Annotated in this window: 16 protein-coding genes; 6 read left to right on the top strand and 10 right to left on the bottom strand. The window is 60.4% G+C overall.

All coding sequences use genetic code 11. From position 1 onward, the window contains the following. Window position 1 precedes the first annotated feature (1 nt). From NP552_RS04365 to mgtA, 10 genes are all read right to left on the bottom strand, one after another. Window positions 2–349 carry an Arc family DNA-binding protein gene (locus NP552_RS04365; RefSeq protein WP_274096464.1) on the bottom strand — a complete coding sequence of 116 codons (348 nt, stop codon included), beginning with the start codon at window positions 347–349 and terminating at the stop codon, window positions 2–4. An 11-nt stretch (window positions 350–360) separates the two neighbouring features. Continuing rightward, a complete protein-coding gene (gene yejK / locus NP552_RS04360) occupies window positions 361–1,365 on the bottom strand; it encodes a nucleoid-associated protein YejK (protein ID WP_213607169.1) in 1,005 nt (334 codons plus the stop codon). 225 nt (window positions 1,366–1,590) lie between these two features. Continuing rightward, complete coding sequence (locus tag NP552_RS04350; RefSeq protein ID WP_274096463.1) at window positions 1,591–2,118, bottom strand: hypothetical protein; 528 nt, start codon at window positions 2,116–2,118, stop codon at window positions 1,591–1,593. A gap of 174 nt (window positions 2,119–2,292) precedes the next feature. Next, entirely contained in the window at window positions 2,293–3,639 is a 1,347-nt protein-coding gene (gene dnaB, locus NP552_RS04345; RefSeq protein ID WP_274096462.1) for a replicative DNA helicase, read from the bottom strand. After that, entirely contained in the window at window positions 3,636–4,334 is a 699-nt protein-coding gene (locus NP552_RS04340; RefSeq protein ID WP_274096461.1) for a DUF2786 domain-containing protein, read from the bottom strand. Before NP552_RS04340 ends, dnaB begins: the two co-directional genes overlap by 4 nt. Beyond that, window positions 4,334–4,576, bottom strand: a complete 243-nt coding sequence (locus NP552_RS04335; RefSeq protein ID WP_274096460.1) for a hypothetical protein — start codon at window positions 4,574–4,576, stop codon at window positions 4,334–4,336. Before NP552_RS04335 ends, NP552_RS04340 begins: the two co-directional genes overlap by 1 nt. Further along, window positions 4,573–5,325, bottom strand: coding sequence for a hypothetical protein (locus tag NP552_RS04330; RefSeq protein ID WP_274096459.1), 753 nt, complete (start codon window positions 5,323–5,325; stop codon window positions 4,573–4,575). Before NP552_RS04330 ends, NP552_RS04335 begins: the two co-directional genes overlap by 4 nt. Then, window positions 5,318–6,205, bottom strand: a complete 888-nt coding sequence (locus tag NP552_RS04325; RefSeq protein WP_274096458.1) for a ParA family protein — start codon at window positions 6,203–6,205, stop codon at window positions 5,318–5,320. Before NP552_RS04325 ends, NP552_RS04330 begins: the two co-directional genes overlap by 8 nt. Window positions 6,206–6,512: 307 nt before the next feature. Next, window positions 6,513–6,863 (bottom strand): DUF2493 domain-containing protein, encoded by a 351-nt coding sequence (locus NP552_RS04320; protein ID WP_210014251.1) that lies wholly within the window; start codon window positions 6,861–6,863, stop codon window positions 6,513–6,515. 25 nt (window positions 6,864–6,888) lie between these two features. Next, window positions 6,889–9,600: a magnesium-translocating P-type ATPase gene (mgtA, locus tag NP552_RS04315; protein ID WP_229589607.1), complete on the bottom strand. Its 2,712-nt coding sequence runs from the start codon at window positions 9,598–9,600 to the stop codon at window positions 6,889–6,891. 1,055 nt (window positions 9,601–10,655) lie between these two features. Between mgtA and NP552_RS04310 the strand changes: the two genes are divergently transcribed. The 6 genes from NP552_RS04310 (at window position 10,656) to nadA (ending at window position 16,965) form a co-directional block, all read left to right on the top strand. Continuing rightward, window positions 10,656–11,846 carry an NAD(P)/FAD-dependent oxidoreductase gene (locus NP552_RS04310; protein ID WP_058541512.1) on the top strand — a complete coding sequence of 397 codons (1,191 nt, stop codon included), beginning with the start codon at window positions 10,656–10,658 and terminating at the stop codon, window positions 11,844–11,846. Window positions 11,847–11,872: 26 nt separating this feature from the next. After that, window positions 11,873–12,235, top strand: a complete 363-nt coding sequence (locus tag NP552_RS04305; protein ID WP_058541513.1) for a DUF1641 domain-containing protein — start codon at window positions 11,873–11,875, stop codon at window positions 12,233–12,235. A 26-nt stretch (window positions 12,236–12,261) separates the two neighbouring features. Further along, on the top strand, window positions 12,262–13,080 hold the full coding sequence (locus NP552_RS04300) for a methyltransferase domain-containing protein (protein WP_043864230.1): 819 nt from the start codon (window positions 12,262–12,264) through the stop codon (window positions 13,078–13,080). 216 nt (window positions 13,081–13,296) lie between these two features. Beyond that, the gene (locus NP552_RS04295; protein ID WP_043864299.1) at window positions 13,297–14,166 is read left to right on the top strand and encodes an isocitrate lyase/PEP mutase family protein; all 870 of its coding nucleotides are present in this window, start codon (window positions 13,297–13,299) and stop codon (window positions 14,164–14,166) included. Between the two features lie 40 nt (window positions 14,167–14,206). Next, window positions 14,207–15,697: a YdgA family protein gene (locus tag NP552_RS04290; RefSeq protein ID WP_058541515.1), complete on the top strand. Its 1,491-nt coding sequence runs from the start codon at window positions 14,207–14,209 to the stop codon at window positions 15,695–15,697. A gap of 209 nt (window positions 15,698–15,906) precedes the next feature. Next, window positions 15,907–16,965, top strand: coding sequence for a quinolinate synthase NadA (gene nadA / locus NP552_RS04285; RefSeq protein ID WP_274096457.1), 1,059 nt, complete (start codon window positions 15,907–15,909; stop codon window positions 16,963–16,965). The last annotated feature ends 79 nt before the right edge of the window (window positions 16,966–17,044 follow it).

Here is a 17,044-nt window from a genome sequence, read left to right as displayed (position 1 = left end):
CTCAAGCTCCTACCGCAGCAACGTGCGGGTGAGCCAGAGGAGAGTGGCGAACCAGGTGCAGCACTTCCTGAATGTCGTCTTGAGTGGGAACAGCATTTTGCAACAGGCGATCGATGATCCGGTATGCGCGGGTCAGCTCGGATCTCAACTCCTCTGCGTTGGTGCCGTCGCCCTGGGCTTTCTGCGCCGGTTCAAATTGACCGTTGAGTAGCGTTTGCTCGAGGCGATCGATGATTTCGCTGTTCATGGAACGATGGTTCTTGCGGGCGACTTCTGCCACTTGTTCACGCATGCCATCCGGCAGGCGAACCACGAACTTGTCAGCGGTACGGGAATTGGTTGCGTTCATGGTGGTTCTCCTTACTGGCGGCGTTTGAGTTGGTCGGTGAGCTGAGTGGGCAGGTTCTTGATCGTCAGCGAGCCGGTGTCGGCGTCGTAGGTGACGTTGGAACCGAGCAGGTGCGCCTCAAAGCTGATCGACAGACCTTCGGCGCGGCCGGTGAAACGGCGGAACTGGTTGAGTGTGCGCTTATCGGCCGGGATCTCAGGGGATAGGCCGTAGTCGCTATTGCGGATGTGGTCGTAAAACGCCTGAGGGCGGTCTTCATCGAGAGTCTGGGACAGCTCTTTAAGAGAGAGGGGCTGCCCCAGCTTCGTTTGGGTGGTGGCATAGTCGAGCAGCGCGTGGGTTTTCTCCCGGGCGCTTTCTTCTGGGAGATCCTCTTTCTCGACGTAGTCGGTGAATGCCTTGAGAAGCGTGCGGGTTTCACCTGGCCCGTCGACGCCTTCTTGGCACCCGATGAAGTCGCGGAAGTAGTCCGAACTCTTCCTGCCGTTTTTGCCTTTAACGAAGGAAATGTACTGCTTCGAGTTTGGGTTGTTGCGCCACTCGCTCAGGTTGATCCGGGCCGCGCAGGAGAAGTTGCTGGTGTCCAGGTAGCGAGAGGCCACAACATTAAGATCACCGTCCAGGCCGACGGTTTCGACCTGCTGGAGGACAGCGATCATCAAGTATTCAGTCAAGCCTTGTTGGTAATGGCTGAAGAGCACGTGGCCACCGGTGGACAGGTTGACCTCTTCAAGCAGTTTCTGCAGGTGTTCGACAGACACACGGCTGAAGCTGGTGAAGTCTTGCTGCTCCTCCAGGTACTGTTTCAGCCAACCGCTGAATGGGTACGCACCCGACTCCCCATGGAAGAAGCCCCACGCTTTGCCTTGCTTGGCGTTGTAGCTGTCGTTCAGGTCGCCCTGGAGACTCTCGATAGCATCAGACGGAGGGAGCTCAGTGTCACGGGCATGAAGGACGGCGGGGCTGCCGTCGGGCTGCTTGTCGAGCTGGTGAACAATTACGTGTCGGATCGGCATTATTGAATCCCCCGCGAGGAGCTGTTTTGGACTTCCGCACGGCGAAGCAACGCCAGGGTGTTGCGCTCGGAACGGTGGTCGCTAGGTGTGCAGGAAGTGAAAATCGGTGCGAAGCCGGACTTGCTGAACTTCAGGTGGCCGCTATTGGACCTGGAGAGAGTCCAGCCCTCGGAGAGGGCAAACTCAGCAAGCCGGCGGACACTGTCGTGGGCGCCGCGAAGAAGGTTACGCATTGGATCCGGCCTCCTTCGGGCAAAGTGCATCACCTGCTTGGATGGCCACGATTTCCGGGGTGCAGCCCGGATATTGGGTGGCCAGGTCGGTGAGGAACTCACGTGCAGTCTCGCGCGATCCAGGAATCCGGAAGACCACGGTGCAGTGATGAGCCTCTTCCACGGAGCTGGTCAGATGGGGGGTTACTGCAACCTTCAGACCACAGCTCAGGAGGTGCCTTGGTACCCATACGGACCAGAAGTAATTGGTCAGCAGGGCTGGTTGGCCAAGGAGGGTCGCTGCCAGCGTTCCAGCATCATGGCTTTCCAGCTCGACGTACTGCAGCTGTGCAAGCTCTTGCAGAGCCTCATTCAGCTCAACAGGCACCGTGGTTTCACCGAACTGGGTGAGCCGTGAGACAACCTGGCTGAGAGCATCCAGCCAAACCGCGTTTACGCCAGACTGGTGCGCGAATGCCAAGGCCGATTGGTCGGTGTTTGCGATTGCAGGGATCGAAGGGTAGATTTGCTCAGCCTGCATTGGGCACCTCCGAGAGAGGAACGGGGTCATAGCTGCCGCAGACCGGGCATACCAGAACCTCTGCCTCACCTTCAGGGGTATGCTCAGCAGGATGCACCTGCCGTACCTGATGAAGCGCGAAGTGCCGGCCACAGTTAAGGCAGCCATGCGTAATCAGATGGGATTCTGTGAGCGTCATGCGGCAGCTCCTTGCCAATGGTCAGCAGTGAGGTTTGCGAAGCGAGTTTGGTTGGCGATAAAGGCTGCGCGTACATAGCCCGTAGGCCCTTGGCGTTGTTTGCCGATAATCAGCTCGGCAATCCCCTTGAACTCGGTGTTTTCGTTGTACACCTCGTCTCGGTACACGAAGAGGATGATGTCGGCGTCTTGCTCGATCGCTCCGCTGTCGCGCAGATCGGCATTGACTGGTCGTTTGTTCTGACGTTGCTCCAGAGCCCGGTTGAGCTGGGAGAGGGCCATGAAGGGGCAGTTGAATTCCTTGGCGATCCCCTTCAGTGATCGGGATATTTCGCTGATCTCATTGGCCCGGTTCTCTTGCCCAGGGCAGCGCATGAGTTGCAGGTAATCCGCCATGATCAAGCAGGGCTTCCCAAAGCGCCGGCTAGCCCGTCGAACCTTGGCGCGCATCGCACCAGGAGTGAGGTTCGCACTGTCATCGATGACCAGACGGTTGCCGTATGCGTTCATGCGATGCACGGCGGCGGAGAGTTTGGGCCAGTCCTCGTCCTGCAACTGACCGGACAGGAGCCTGCTCAGGTCGATGTGGCCCAAAATTGCCAGCATTCGATAGATGAGGGCCTCAGTAGGCATCTCCATGCTGAATACCAGCACGATCTCGTCAGGCTTACTGGTCAGCGCGGCATCTACGATGCTCAAGCAGAACGAGGTCTTGCCCATGGATGGGCGCGCGCCGACGATGATCAGGTCTGCTGGCTGCAGGCCGCGCGTCATTCCATCGAGATCGGTGATGCCTGTTGGCACCCCCGTTACGGTCACATGACCGTTGAAATTCGCGTCGATCTTGTCGACGACAGAGAGCAGTGCCTCGTTCATGTTGGCGAATTCACGTACCACGCGACCTTCGCCCAGCGCGAAAAGCTTCTGCTCGAGCGTGTCCTGAACCTCCGCCGCGTCAGCAGCGAGTTCTGCTGCATCCCGTGTCCCCTGGAAACACAGGGACATGATGCGACGAAGGTGTGCGCGATTACGCACGATCTCCGCATACGATTGGATATTCGCTACAGACGGGGTGTTCTTGGCCAGCTCTGCCAGGTAGGAAAGTCCTCCAACCTCCTCGGGGACGGCCATCTGCTCGAAAATCGTCACTACGTCGAAAGGGCTGTTTTTCTCTGACAGTTCCTGGATAGCGGTGAAGATCAGCCTGTGTTCGCCCCGAAAGAAGTCATCTGCCTGCAGTAGGTCACCGACGAGATCCCAGGCTTCGTTGTCCAGCATCAGCCCGCCCAGGACGCCCTGTTCGGCCTCCATGGAGTGAGGAGGTGAATAGCTCAGGTCGGTCATCTGGCACCCCTGTGGGAAATGCCAGGCTGTTCGGTGCGGCCAACTCCGTGGTGGAGCTGAGCATGCCGGCCTTGCCGAATACCTGCGTACAGCGAGCTACGATCGTGGCCTTTGGCTTCGCATGACGTGATGTCGCTTTGCTTCAAGTCAGGGTGATGCACGGTCAAGTAGGCCGTGATCGCAGCCTTGATCTCCGGAGCCAGGTCACCCGCGAACTCTCGAACTTTGTAGGCCACTGCTCCAATCCAACCCTCCGCAAAGAGTTGGCCGCGGCGTCGTTTGGTCTTCAGTTGGCACCGTTTCTGCTGCGAGACATGCTCGCGACGTGCTTTTTGTAATTGCAGGACGAGGCTGCTGTAGGCATAGGCAGCCAGATCCGGACCGATACCCTTGCCCAGGAACTTGAAGCAGTAACCCTTCAATGGGTGGTAGTAGGAGAGGTGGCTGCAGTCGAATGCGGCTGCACACGTTCCGGCGAGGGCATGCAACCAATCCGCTGGGGATCGACGTGTGCCCGTGGGGATGCTTGCTTCAAGAACCTGGCTGGCCCGCAGTTCGTCTGCGTCGATGTTGTACTGGGCCATGAGCGAGCGGGCCTGGCGCAATGCGATTGCTGCCTCGTTCGTGTTTGCCCCTGGGCTGTTGGCCAAAGCCATCAGCTTGGTGACTTTGTCGAGGATCTTCTGCTTGTCCATCATGACCCCTCCCCGGCGCGGCGAGATCGGCTGCGCATCGCGGATGCGATCAAGGCCAGGGTGTTCAGCACGCCGAAGACACAGAGCGCATAGGCTGAGTAGACCGCTCCCTGCAACGCGAGCTCGACATGAGGGGCTTTGAAGATCGAGCCCAAGCCATAGGCAGTGGCCAGTGCCACCGAGCAGTTCATGAGATATAGGCAAAGCGAGCCCGCGAATTGGGATATGGGGGCAGAGCTCATGCTTGGCCCTCCTGCGTGTCCGCTGCAGGCACCAAGGCCTCTTGCCAGAGGCGCAGGGTCTCGCGTTCGTCTGCTGTCAAGGCAGCCAGGCCTACAGCTTCGGCCACTTTCTCCTGCAGGAGCCGCAGGCGTTCCTCAACCGATGAACCATCGTCATAAGCAAGGTGGCTGGTCAGGTCGCTGATCATGAAGTAGCGGAGTGATCTGACATTCCCGGCTCGGTGTTGCTCCACTGAATGCCCATAGAGCCGAGCAGGTGTCTTCAGCTCGTTTCTGATGTAAACGTTGAATTCAGAAGGGTTGAAGGAAGTGTTGAACTGCCGTGCACGATTCAGGATGAGTGCGGCTTTGATCGTCTCCAGCAGTTCTTCGTGAGTCTCGGTAGGCAAGGGGAACGTACGGGCTACCAGCTGTTTCGACTGAGCATCACGCGCATCTTGCCGGCGTTTCGTTTCTTTCTCGGAACGAACGCGCTTTTCCTTCGCATGGGTCACGTTGTGACCGATCGAATCAACGAGTTGTGCGGCACTACGGAGTAGCTCGCGCTGTTCAATGCTCAGAAGGTCACCGAGCGAACCGAGCAAGCCGGCACCCAACTTCCAACCGTTGGCCAGCTTGTGCAGGTCTCCAGACGCGGATGTCAGCTTTTTCTGGATGCCGCGTAACTCATTGGAGCTGTAGAGTTTCCCAATGCTGAGGACTTCATCGGCCGTGATCCCGGCAGCCTCGGTAATCGCGTGCTTACTCATCGCGGCGGGCCTCCTTGGCGATCTCGGCAACACGCTCTTCGGTCATTGCCTCGAAGCGGTCTTTCCATTCTGGGAACGCCTCGATAGCCAGGCTGCGGATGACGTTCAGCGCCGACGGCGACTTACGGTTCGACGGTTGACGATATTCAAGTCGATGAGCCGGCACGCCTTGGCTCGCGGCTTTCTTGAAGATGACGGCATCTGGAATGATCGATTGCAGGACGGTGTAGTCAGGGTTCCCGTCGAAAATTTCACGGACGGTGCGGTGGATCTCGCGCGCGTCAGCAGTTTCATCCAGGCCGTTGATGATGATGTTGATGTGGGGAATGGTGAGGCCGAGGCGTGAGTAACTGCGCAGGCCATCCATCATATGGATGGTCCCACGGCTGAATTCGCGCGCGGCCAACATGTTCGGGGGGAGGGGGGAGAGGATGATGTCGGATGCAAGAACGACCATCTCCAGCATCGCAGAGCGGGCGCCCTGGGTGTCAAAGAGGATGAGGTCGTAATCGGCATCGAAAGCCGACATCAGGTTGGCTAGTCGAAGTCTGCCATCAGGCGCCTGCAATATGAGGTTGTTGAGCTGGTTGTTGGCGTCGTTCGAGATGATGACGTCGAGATTCTTGATCGACGTGCGGGAGATGATCTTGGCCGGGTCGGTCTCGTTGTACGACAGCAGCTCGAAAATGCCGCCCGGGGCGGTGTACACCAGGGGGAAATAGGAGGATGCGGAAGGCTGGACGGGGTCCAGATCGATGAGGAGGGTGCGCAGCCCAGCGTCTGCAGTGAATGCCCCCAGATTGGTGGATCCAGTGGATTTACCGGTGCCGCCTTTGGTGGAAACCTTACCTGCTCGTCTTGCTTTCTTCGGATGTGTCATTGCCATGCCTCTAATGTGGGTTTCATTAGAGGCTGCGTGCCTAGGCGCTGGAATGGTGCTTAAAACCCCTCCCTAGATGGAAATTTCGGCCTAGATCCCAATTGTCTTTTAACCAATTGGTCGTAGGTTCGAATCCTACACGACCCACCATTTCGAAAACCCGCTTTCCATGAGAAAGCGGGTTTTTTTTCGTCTGTTGAATTTCCCTCCCTGTTCAGCAACTGAACCGTGATCTGCGGGTTGACCTGGAGATTGCGTTCGCGCCAGCTCGGCTGGGTGCGAGCTGGCGCGGGAGGGGGTCACCGGTTTACGGGTTGCCTACCGAGAGTGTCTGCAGGTCCTGGCTTCGGGCCTGCTCGAGCAGTTCTTCGGTGTCTGCCCCGCCGGGCAGCGCGAGCACGATGTCCGGTCGGCTATCGGCCAACATGAAGCGGTTGCGCAGGCGTTCGGCCTGTTTGCCGTGGTGCTGCCAGTTGGGTGGGTAGCGCACGATGTGGGCTGCGTTTTCCCGGGCCCAGTCCTCGATATGTGCACCGAGGAACTGACTGCCACCGTGGATGACCACCTGCACCGGGTGCAGGCGCTGGAAAGCTTCCAGAACCTGCCGGCACACCCGGCTGTCGGCGTAATGGCGGCCGGCGCAAATCAGTACGCGCATAGGCGTTCTCCCTGAGCCACGTTCTTCAGAACCACTGCTTGAAGCGGCGGATGTACAAGGTCTTCATGGTCTGGGCGACCACGCAGTAGCTGAGCAGTGTGCCCACCAGCCAAGGGAAGTATTCCCACGGCAGCGGAACCAGGCCGACCATGCTGCCCAGCGGCGAGAAGGGCACGTAGATTCCCAGCGCCATCACCAGCCCCGTCGCCAGCATTACCGGCAAGGCTGCAGTGCTCTGGATGAACGGGATCTTGCGGGTGCGCAGCATGTGCACCACCAGGGTCTGGGACAGCAGCCCTTCGATGAACCAGCCCGACTGGAACAGGCTGGCCATTTCCACGCTGTTGGCGGCGAACACGTACCACATCAGCGCGAAGGTGGTGATGTCGAAAATGGATGAGGTTGGCCCTATCCACAGCATGAACCGCCCGATGTTCCGGGCATCCCATTTGCGTGGCTTGGCCAGGTACTCCTTGTCCATCTTGTCCCATGGCAGCGCCAGCTGGGAGAAGTCGTACATCAGGTTCTGCAGCAACAGGTGAATCGCCAGCATCGGCAGGAAGGGGATGAAGGCACTGGCGACCAGCACCGAGAACACGTTGCCGAAGTTGGAGCTGGCGGTCATGTTCAGGTACTTCATGATGTTGCCGAAGGTCTCGCGACCCTTGATCACCCCTTCCTCCAGTACCATCAGGCTCTTTTCCAGCAGGATGATGTCTGCCGACTCCTTGGCAATGTCGGTGCCGCTGTCCACCGAGATGCCGACGTCGGCGTCGCGCAAGGCAGGGGCGTCGTTGATCCCGTCACCCAGAAACCCGACGGTGTGGCCGTTGGCTTGAAGGGCCTTGAGCACACGGGACTTCTGCAGTGGCGTGAGCTTGGCGAACACCGTGCGCTCTTCCACCCGGCGCGCGAGCACCTCATCGTCCATGTGCTCGATGTCGCGGCCCAGCAGCGGCTCGCCTGCCTCCAGGCCCACTTCCCGGCAGATCTTGGCGGTAACGGTGGGGTTGTCGCCGGTGAGTACCTTGACCGTCACGCCGTTGTCGCGCAGTGCGGCGATGGCCGGGCCGGCGCTTTCCTTGGGCGGGTCGAGGAAGGTCAGCAAGCCTTCGATGATCAGCTCGCGCTCATCGCTGGCGCTGTACTGGGTCTGCGTCTCGCCTGCGGCTATTTGGCGGGTACCCACCAGCAGCACGCGAAAGCCGTCGCGGTTATAGGCCTCGGCGAGTTTGAGCAGGGCCGAACGGCGCTCGGCATCCAGGCTTACGGCAGTGCCCTGCTGGCGGACCCGGCTGGCGGTCTCCAGCATCTCTTCCACGGCGCCCTTGCACACCAGCAGGTGACCACCACTGGCATCGGCCAGTATCACCGACAGACGCCGACGTACGAAGTCGAAGGGCAGTTCATCGACCTTGCGCCAGGCTGCCGGAGGGGTGAACTGCGGATTGTCCTCGGCGAAACTGACCACGGCGCGGTCCATGAGGTTTTTCATGCCGCTCTGGTGGTGGCTGTTGAGCCAGGCCAGTTGCAGCACCTCGTCGCAGCGGTTGCCGCCGACATCGACATGGTGTTCGAGGATGATGCGGTCCTGGGTCAGGGTGCCGGTCTTGTCGGTGCACAGTACGTCCATGGCGCCGAAGTTCTGGATCGCGTTCAGGCGCTTGACCACTACCTTGCGCCTGGCCATGGCGGCCGCACCCTTGGCCAGGTTGGCGCTGACGATCATCGGCAGCATTTCCGGGGTCAGGCCAACCGCTACCGCCAGGGCGAACATGAAGGCTTCGGCCCAGTCCCCCTTGGTGAAGCCGTTGATCAGCAGCACGATGGGTACCATCACCAGCATGAAGCGGATCAGCAGCCAGCTCACGCTGTTGACCCCGCGGTCGAAGGCGGTCTGCGCGCGGGAGCCGACGATGGAGCGGGCCAGTGAGCCGAAATAGGTCCGAGCCCCGGTGGCGACCACCACGGCCGTGGCGGTCCCGCTGACCACGTTGGTGCCCATGAAGCAGATGTTGGGAAGGTCCAGCAGGTCCTGTTGGTCGGCGGCCTGGGCCTTGGCGGATTTTTCCTGCACCGCACCCAGGGTGTCGTACTTTTCCACTGGCAAGGCTTCGCCGGTCAGTACCGCCTGGCTGATGAACAGGTCGCGGGACTCGATCAGGCGAATGTCTGCGGGGATCATGTCGCCGGCAGACAGCTGGATGATGTCGCCCACCACCAGTTCGCGCATGGGTAGTTCTCGAAACCGCGCCTGGGCCCCTAGCTGCTCGCGCCGCAGCACGGCTGCGGTGGTGCGCACCATCGCCTTCAGGGCTTCGGCGGCCTTGGCCGATCGGTGTTCCTGCCAGAAACGCATCACGCCGCTCGCCAACATCATCACCAGCACGATGATTACGCCGGTCAGGTCGGTTTCTTCGCCGGCCTGCAGCGGCAGCCAGAAGTCGGTGAAGAAACTGATACCCGTCAAGGTCATCAGCACATAGATGAAGGGGTTGTTGAAAGCGTGCAGCAACTGCACCAGTGCATGGGGCGGACGGTCATGGGCGACTTCGTTGTGGCCGTCCCGTTGCAGGCGGCCCTGGGCTTCTTCTTCGGTGAGACCGGCGGGGCTGGAGTTGACGTTGGCCAGGGTAACGGCCAGGCCGTTCTGGGCCTCGCGCGCGGCGCGCATCGACAGCTTGTTGCTGTCACGGGTGGGGTGGGTGTGGCGGGGTGTTGGGTTTTTTACAGTCATGGTCTGTGCTCCTGCCGCCTGCTCGCGGCACGACACACCGACAACTCAACTAATCATAGGCGAGTGAAAGTATGTCGAGTCGCGGGCAGGCGATCGATTCGAAGAGTGGAATCTTTAGCGGTGACGTTCGCTGCCTGTTGAATGAACGTGCACAGGCAGCGAACCGACTACTGGCCTCTTCCATAATGTGCTCCACAGATTTTTATTAATGCGAAGGCAATAAAGTGCCGGCGAATTTTCCAACTAGGAAATTCGTTTTTTAATAAGCGCAAAGTTGCCGTTTATTCAAGGGGAAGTACGCACCCCGAATGCATGCAAACCTGGATCAGGCGTGCTGCAGAAACAGGGCGGCGCCCCGACTCGGTGGGTCCTGACTGTCGTCCAGGCTCCAGCGCTGCTGGCGTTGGCCGCTTGTGGAGCAGACGCGCCAACGGGCCCGCAAGGCGCTGCTGGCAGGGGAGTCGCAGAGGAGCCTTGGCGCACGCACGGGCAGCCTGGGCGCGCGCAGAAGCCTGGCCCGCAGGGCTGAAGTGAAGGCGCGTACGCCCGGTATTGCAGAAGAAGTGAAGTACATAACGTGTGCCTCGCGACCGGACGAACCGGGGAGGCAAGCCACGTTGGAGCATCAAGCCCTAGCGCAGCTTACCCGACCGCGGAGTCGAGTCCCGTCATTTTCAGGGTTAAGTGCCTGGCGTTGCGCAGCGGCAATGACCAGACAGCGTCTAGATACTATGTCCATTGGCTTCTTTGGTGAGTTGAAAAAAGGCCGGATTTCCGGCCCGCGCAATTTACTCAGGAGGGGGAGCGAAGTCAACAGCGATCAGGCGTGAAAATTGAAACGTTAATAAAATTTCACACAAAGCAGCCAGCGGCAGAGGAGAGTCTGCCTGTGCCAAGGAATAATGCTAAGTGGGCAGAGTTTCACCGGTGGAAGGGTAATATTTTTTTGAAACAGCAATTAATGTCTGTTTTGCTATAGCGATTCTGTATATGGCATTTTTTTATAATTGCTATGGTACTTGGCATGGATTCAAAACCAGCCAGGGAGTGGGGCTATGTCTAAAACTATTGTCGTCGTGGGGGGAGGTGTAGGCGGCACGATGCTCGCCAATCAATTGGTCAGACAACTTTACCCGGAAATACTCAAACACCAGGTCACGGTCAAACTGCTGTCGAATTCGCCGGATCATTATTACAAACCTGCCTTCATGTACGTTGCCTTCAACAGCTATTTCCAGGAAGACCTGAAACGGCCCGAGCGTTCGCTGTTGCGACCTGAAATCGACTTCCAGGTGGAGGAGGTGACCCGCTTCGACTTCACCGGGCAAACCCTGCACACCCGCTCTGGAAGGCGCGTGGGCTATGACTTTCTGGTGATCGCGACGGGCTGCGTACCCGCTCCCGAGCGCATCGAGGGGCTGCAGGAGGCGGGGGATCATTTCTATCAATACAAGGCGGCGCGACAATTGGCGCAACGTCTGATGACGATTGAAAAAGGGCGCATCTTCATATCCGTTTCTTTCCCACAGACGCCCAATGTTCCGCATCAGTGCGGTATTGCGCCGGTGGAAACTACCTTGATGCTGGATGACTTGCTGCGCCGTCGCGGTGTTCGCAATAACATTGAAATTGTTTATACCTATCCGACCACTGCGCAATTGCTCAGAAACTGTCTGTTCATGCAGCGGCCAACCGGAGAACTGTTGCCCACCCTTTTTGAACAGAAGAACATCAGGTTTCAGCGTGGCTTCACCCTGGACCGCGTGGACCCGGATCAACGTATTGCCTATTCGGCCGAAGGCCAGGCGCAGCCGTTCGACATCCTGATGGCGACCCCACCCATTCGTGCAGTGGACGCGGTGATACAGAGCGGTGCGTCCCAGGCCCCCAACAACGAGGGCTGGCTGCCGACCAACCACGAGACCCTGCAGGTCTACGGCCTGGAGAACGTCTACGTGATCGGCGACACCATGGACCTGCCCATCAGCAAGGCGGGCGGTGCCTGCCATAACCAGGCACCGGTGGTGGCCAACAACATCGCCGGCGAGATCCGCCTGGGCACCCCCTGCGCCGTCTACGACGGGAAGGTCCAGGCCGTTGCGCAGATGGGCCTCAACGCCGGCATGCCACTGACCTACAACTACCAGCAGGATGTGGTGCCCACCCCACCGACCAAGCTGGGCGGCCTGTTGCGCAATGGATTCAACCGGGGCCTCTACTGGGCGGTTGCCCGTGGAATGATCTGAGTCGAGCGGTGCAGGAGTACGTCGATATGGAAACCTTCGAACCTACCGTGGAACACCTTGCTCACCCGGGCGTTGACGCCCTGATGAAAAAACTCGAACCGCTGCTGGTCAGTGGTCGCATGGACAACATCATCGACTTGCTGTCGCTGGGGTCCGACCTGGTCGACCTGCTCGACACCGCGATGGTGGACAAGCTGGCCCATGGGTTCGAGGACGTGACAGCCCTGACCTGGACCGTGGGCAACGCGCTGCGCATGGCGCAGGCGCAGAGCAGCGATACCCAGCCACCAAGCCTGCTGGGCCTGGTGCAACTGCTGCGCGAGCCGCAAACGCGACGTGGTATCGCGCTGATGTTGAGGGTGTTGAACAATCTTGGACGGCAATATTGATCGCATGGAGCGAGAGGAACGTGGCAATGCTTGTAAAACAGCAACAGGGTCTGCGCGGGAGTACGACCTGGGACCCGCAAGGCTATCAACAGTTTTCGCGTTTGAGGGAGCGTCCGGTGATCGAGTTGCTCGATCACCTGCCGTTGCAGGCACCAGCGTCCATCTATGATTTGGGCTGTGGTACCGGAATCGCCACCCGGCTGCTGGCCGAACGCTGGCCAGAGGCACAGTTGTTCGGCGTCGACAGCTCGGCAGAAATGCTCGCCGAGGCCCGAGCCCTGCCGGTCAATGCCCAATGGCTGAACAGCGACATAGGCCAGTGGGAGCCCAAGCAGCCGGCAAGCCTGCTGTTCGCCGCTGCCGTGCTGCATTTCATGGAGGACCACGAAAACCTGCTGCCGCGGCTGCTCGGCAATCTGCACGCCGGCGGCTACCTGGCGCTGCACATGCCCAACTGGCGGGATGCACCCTGGTACCACCTGATGCTCAGGGCCCTGAGCGAATGCGGGCCTGCGGGCCGGGTGATCGGCACGCTGGAGCTGCGCAAGTTCATGTCGGCGCGCAATGTCCTGTCCCTGGACTGCTACTACCGGTTGCTGGCGCCGCTTACCAGCAAGCTGGATATCTGGGAAACCGAGCATCTGCAGGTGGTCGAAGGCCAGTCGCCGGTGTTCGACTGGGTCAAGGTTTCGGCACTGCGCCCGGTGCTCAGCTCCCTGGATGACGAGGACCGTGAGGCCTTTCTGCGCAAGTACCTCAGGCTTCTGGAAGCGCACTACCCGCGTGAGGACGACGGGCGCACGCTGTTCCCGTTCAAGCGCACCTTCATCGTGGCCTCGGTCTGAGATTGCCCTTGGGCGGTCACTCTCGACAGCCCTGCAAGCCGCGACTGGTCTCTCCCTGAGAATGAGGGGGGCAGCGCGTGCAGGGCTTCTGGAGGGGGGGCGTTTTCGTTTTCTGTTCGCTTATTTTTGTTTGGGTTCGGGTCTGGCGACTGTCGGAGTGTCGGGCAGGAATGGTATGTTCTCCTCCAGAATGAAGATGAAGAAACTGGAATGATCATGCCTAGAGCCTCCCACCAAGATTTGCGCCGTGCCTTTCGTAAACTACTGGCCTCCCCGGTCTGCTATCACACGGCTTCCGTGTTCGACCCGATGTCTGCGCGAATCGCCGCCGACCTCGGCTTCGAAGTCGGCATCCTGGGCGGCTCGGTGGCTTCGTTACAGGTGCTGGCGGCTCCGGACTTTGCCCTGATCACCTTGAGTGAATTTGCCGAGCAGGCCACGCGCATCGGGCGTGTCGCACAGCTGCCGGTGATCGCCGACGCCGACCACGGCTACGGCAACGCGCTGAACGTGATGCGCACCGTCACCGAGCTCGAGCGCGCCGGCGTGGCTGCGCTGACCATCGAAGACACCCTGCTGCCTGCCCAGTTCGGGCGCAAGTCCACCGATCTGATCAGCATCGACGAAGGCGTGGGCAAGATCCGCGCTGCCCTGGAGGCTCGCGTCGACCAGGAGCTGTCGATCATCGCGCGCACCAATGCCGCGCTGATCCCGGTCGAAGAAGTCATTGCCCGCGTGGTCGCGTACCAGAATGCTGGCGCGGACGGCGTGTGCATGGTCGGCATCCGCGATTTCGATCACCTCGAAGAGATTGCCCGCCACGTCAGCGTGCCGCTGATGCTGGTGACCTACGGCAACCCGCAGCTGCACGACGACACGCGCCTGGCCGAGCTGGGCGTGCGTATCGCCGTGGATGGCCATGGCGCCTACTTCGCCGCGATCAAGGCCACCTACGACTGCCTGCGCGAGCAGCGCCGCATCACCAGCAGCGCCTCGGACCTCAGTGCCACCGAACTCACCCATACCTACACCGTACCCGGCGACTACATCGTCTGGGCGCGGGAGTTCATGGACGTCAACGAGTAACATCGCTTCACCTCAATATGGATAGCAAACGGATCAATTCATGAAGAAAACACTGGGAGTGGTGTGCGGGCTTGCCGTCGCCGTAGCGGCCGTATGCACGGCCGGGGCGTGGTATACGGGCAAGCAGTTGCCTGGCGTGCTGGAGCACGCTACCGCACAGTCCAATCTGCAGATGCAAAAGTCGTTCAAGGGCCTGGGTGCCACGGCGCGGCTTGAGCTGGTATCGCTGGAGCAACACCTGTTCAGCAGTGTCGCGCGTTACAGGTTCACCGTGCAGAACCTGGAGCTGGGCGATGAGCCGAGCAACCTGGAACTGACCCTGGTCGATCGCATCGAGCACGGGCCGTTTCCCTGGCAGCGGGTCAAGGCATTCAAGCTGATGCCGGTGATGGCGGCATCCAGCACCTCGATCGAGAAGGATGCCACCACAGCCGAGTGGTATGCGGCCAGCGGTGATGTCTCGCCGGTGCAGGGCGAGTTCAGCCTGGGCTATGACCAGTCGTATGACGGCACGTTGAGGCTGATGCCGCTGGACATCGCCAAGGACGGTTCGTCGGTGAAGTTCTCCGGCTTCGACCTGGGCATGAGCGGTGACTTCGAAGGCAAGCGCCTCAAGCTCGACGGCAGCATGGGCACCTTGCAGGTGTCGATGGTCGATAGCGAGACGCCGCCGCTCAAGTTCGACCTCAAGGGCCTGAAACTGGTTGCAGACCTCACCCTGACGCCCTACGACTTCTATGAAGGCCAGGCCGACGTGACCCTGGACGACAGCGCCTTCACCTTTGGCGATCGCCAGGTACCGCTGACCGTCAAGGGTGTGGAGCAACGCAACACCTACAAGGTCAACGGCGACAAGGTCGATGCCAGGGCCGCCTACAAGGTCGACGCCATCACCTATGACGGCAAGGCCGTGGGCGGCGGGCAACTGGTGGTGGCGGTCAACCGCTTCGATATCCCTGCGCTGCAGGCGATCATGGCGATCTATGAGAAGCACATGCCCCAGTTGCAGGAGACGGCCGCTGCCGGCCAACCGCCCGAGCTGGAGCTGAATGCCGAAGAGCAGGCGCTGATGCAGGTGCAGATGATGCAGTTGCTGGCGGGCAAGCCTCAGGTGGCCGTGGAGGACCTTTCCTTCAAGACCGCCAACGGTGAAAGTCGCTTCAACCTCACCCTTGACCTGGCCAAGCCGACGTCGGCCGACCTGCCTTCCGATCAGCTGGTGCGCCAGATGATCGAGAAACTGCAGAGCAGCTTGTCGCTGTCCAAGCCGATGATCGGTGACCTGGCAGCCTTGCAGGCCAGCCTGGAAGGGCAGGACGAGGCGCAGGTCAAGCAGGCCGCAATGGCCGGCGAGATGGTCGGGCAGATGGCCTTGTATTCCAAGCTGGCCACGCTCAAGGGCAATGACATCATTGCCAACCTGCACTATGCCGATGGCCAGGTGGCCTTCAACGGGCAGAAGATGACCGTTGAAGAGTTCGCCGCGCTGGTGATGTCCAGCCTCGGCGGCCTGCAACCGGCAGGCAACTGACCGCTGGGCTGGCGGGCTTGCCCCGCCAGCCTGGTTTGGCAAAAAACCCTTTAGAATTCATTCGATTAACTGTAGCCTTCGGCAACCCATAAAACCCGAGGCCGCAGAGGGTCTTTGGTTCTGTCGTACAGGCTGAACCGTTATCCGATTTGCCAGGGCTCGGTGATACACTCGACTTACGCGCACTAGCGCCTGCAGGTCTTGCGAACATGACCCAGATTTCCGAACGCCTTCTGGTCCAGGCCCACCTCGACGCCAAGCAGCCCAAGCCGCTGACGCCCGAGCAAGAGGCTGACTACCGTGCCGCCATCGCCGCCGAGCTCAAGGCTCAGGACGCCGTGCTGGTGGCCCACTTCTACTGTGATCCGGTGATCCAGTCCCTGGCCGAGGAGACCGGCGGTTGCGTGTCCGACTCGCTGGAGATGGCCCGTTTCGGCAACCAGCATCCGGCCAAGACCGTGGTGGTGGCCGGTGTACGCTTCATGGGTGAGACGGCGAAGATCCTCAACCCCGAAAAGCGCGTGCTGATGCCGACCCTGGAGGCTACCTGCTCGCTCGACCTGGGTTGCCCGGTGGAGGACTTTTCGGCGTTCTGCGACAAGCACCCCGAGCGCACCGTGGTGGTGTATGCCAACACGTCGGCGGCGGTCAAGGCACGGGCCGACTGGGTGGTGACCTCCAGCTGTGCGCTGGAGATCGTCGAAAGCCTGATGGACAACGGCGAGACCATCATCTGGGGGCCTGACCAGCACCTGGGCCGTTACATCCAGAAGAACACCGGCGCCGACATGCTGCTGTGGGACGGTGCCTGCATCGTTCACGAGGAGTTCAAGTCACGTCAGTTGCTGGACATGAAGGCGCTGTACCCGGACGCGGCGATCCTGGTGCACCCCGAGTCGCCAGAGGCGGTGATCGACCTGGCCGATGCGGTGGGTTCCACCAGCCAGCTGATTGCGGCTGCGCAGCGCATGCCGAACAAGACCTTCATCGTGGCCACCGACCGCGGCATTTTCTACAAGATGCAGCAGCTGTGCCCGGACAAGGTCTTCGTCGAGGCGCCCACTGCCGGCAACGGCGCGGCGTGCCGCAGTTGCGCGCACTGCCCGTGGATGGCGATGAACACGCTTGAGCGCACCTTGCAGTGCCTGCGCGAGGGCAGCAACGAGATCTTCGTCGAGCCGGCGCTTATCCCGCAGGCACTCAAGCCACTCAAGCGCATGCTGGACTTCACCCAGGCGGCGCGGCTCAAGCTCTCCGGCAACGCCTGAAAGCAGCATCGCGGGTCGAGCCCGCTCCCACAAGGGGGCGGGGCTGACCCGCGATATGGTGTGCGCGCTACCTTGATGC

Source organism: Pseudomonas sp. 8209 (assembly GCF_028682105.1).
In the GTDB taxonomy this organism is placed as follows: Bacteria; Pseudomonadota; Gammaproteobacteria; order Pseudomonadales; family Pseudomonadaceae; genus Aquipseudomonas; species Aquipseudomonas palmensis.
This window is presented reverse-complemented; position numbering and strand designations above follow the sequence as displayed.

What these genes read in the sequence shown, in the direction of transcription:
- dnaB (WP_274096462.1), bottom strand. Translation starts at nt 3,639, where the DNA reads ATGACCGACCTGAGCTATTCACCTCCTCACTCCATGGAGGCCGAACAG.
- NP552_RS04295 (WP_043864299.1), top strand. Translation starts at nt 13,297, where the DNA reads ATGCCTAGAGCCTCCCACCAAGATTTGCGCCGTGCCTTTCGTAAACTA.
- NP552_RS04310 (WP_058541512.1), top strand. Translation starts at nt 10,656, where the DNA reads ATGTCTAAAACTATTGTCGTCGTGGGGGGAGGTGTAGGCGGCACGATG.
- NP552_RS04325 (WP_274096458.1), bottom strand. Translation starts at nt 6,205, where the DNA reads ATGACACATCCGAAGAAAGCAAGACGAGCAGGTAAGGTTTCCACCAAA.
- NP552_RS04305 (WP_058541513.1), top strand. Translation starts at nt 11,873, where the DNA reads ATGGAAACCTTCGAACCTACCGTGGAACACCTTGCTCACCCGGGCGTT.
- NP552_RS04320 (WP_210014251.1), bottom strand. Translation starts at nt 6,863, where the DNA reads ATGCGCGTACTGATTTGCGCCGGCCGCCATTACGCCGACAGCCGGGTG.
- yejK (WP_213607169.1), bottom strand. Translation starts at nt 1,365, where the DNA reads ATGCCGATCCGACACGTAATTGTTCACCAGCTCGACAAGCAGCCCGAC.
- NP552_RS04340 (WP_274096461.1), bottom strand. Translation starts at nt 4,334, where the DNA reads ATGGACAAGCAGAAGATCCTCGACAAAGTCACCAAGCTGATGGCTTTG.
- NP552_RS04365 (WP_274096464.1), bottom strand. Translation starts at nt 349, where the DNA reads ATGAACGCAACCAATTCCCGTACCGCTGACAAGTTCGTGGTTCGCCTG.
- NP552_RS04335 (WP_274096460.1), bottom strand. Translation starts at nt 4,576, where the DNA reads ATGAGCTCTGCCCCCATATCCCAATTCGCGGGCTCGCTTTGCCTATAT.
- NP552_RS04290 (WP_058541515.1), top strand. Translation starts at nt 14,207, where the DNA reads ATGAAGAAAACACTGGGAGTGGTGTGCGGGCTTGCCGTCGCCGTAGCG.
- NP552_RS04350 (WP_274096463.1), bottom strand. Translation starts at nt 2,118, where the DNA reads ATGCAGGCTGAGCAAATCTACCCTTCGATCCCTGCAATCGCAAACACC.
- NP552_RS04300 (WP_043864230.1), top strand. Translation starts at nt 12,262, where the DNA reads ATGCTTGTAAAACAGCAACAGGGTCTGCGCGGGAGTACGACCTGGGAC.
- nadA (WP_274096457.1), top strand. Translation starts at nt 15,907, where the DNA reads ATGACCCAGATTTCCGAACGCCTTCTGGTCCAGGCCCACCTCGACGCC.
- NP552_RS04330 (WP_274096459.1), bottom strand. Translation starts at nt 5,325, where the DNA reads ATGAGTAAGCACGCGATTACCGAGGCTGCCGGGATCACGGCCGATGAA.
- mgtA (WP_229589607.1), bottom strand. Translation starts at nt 9,600, where the DNA reads ATGACTGTAAAAAACCCAACACCCCGCCACACCCACCCCACCCGTGAC.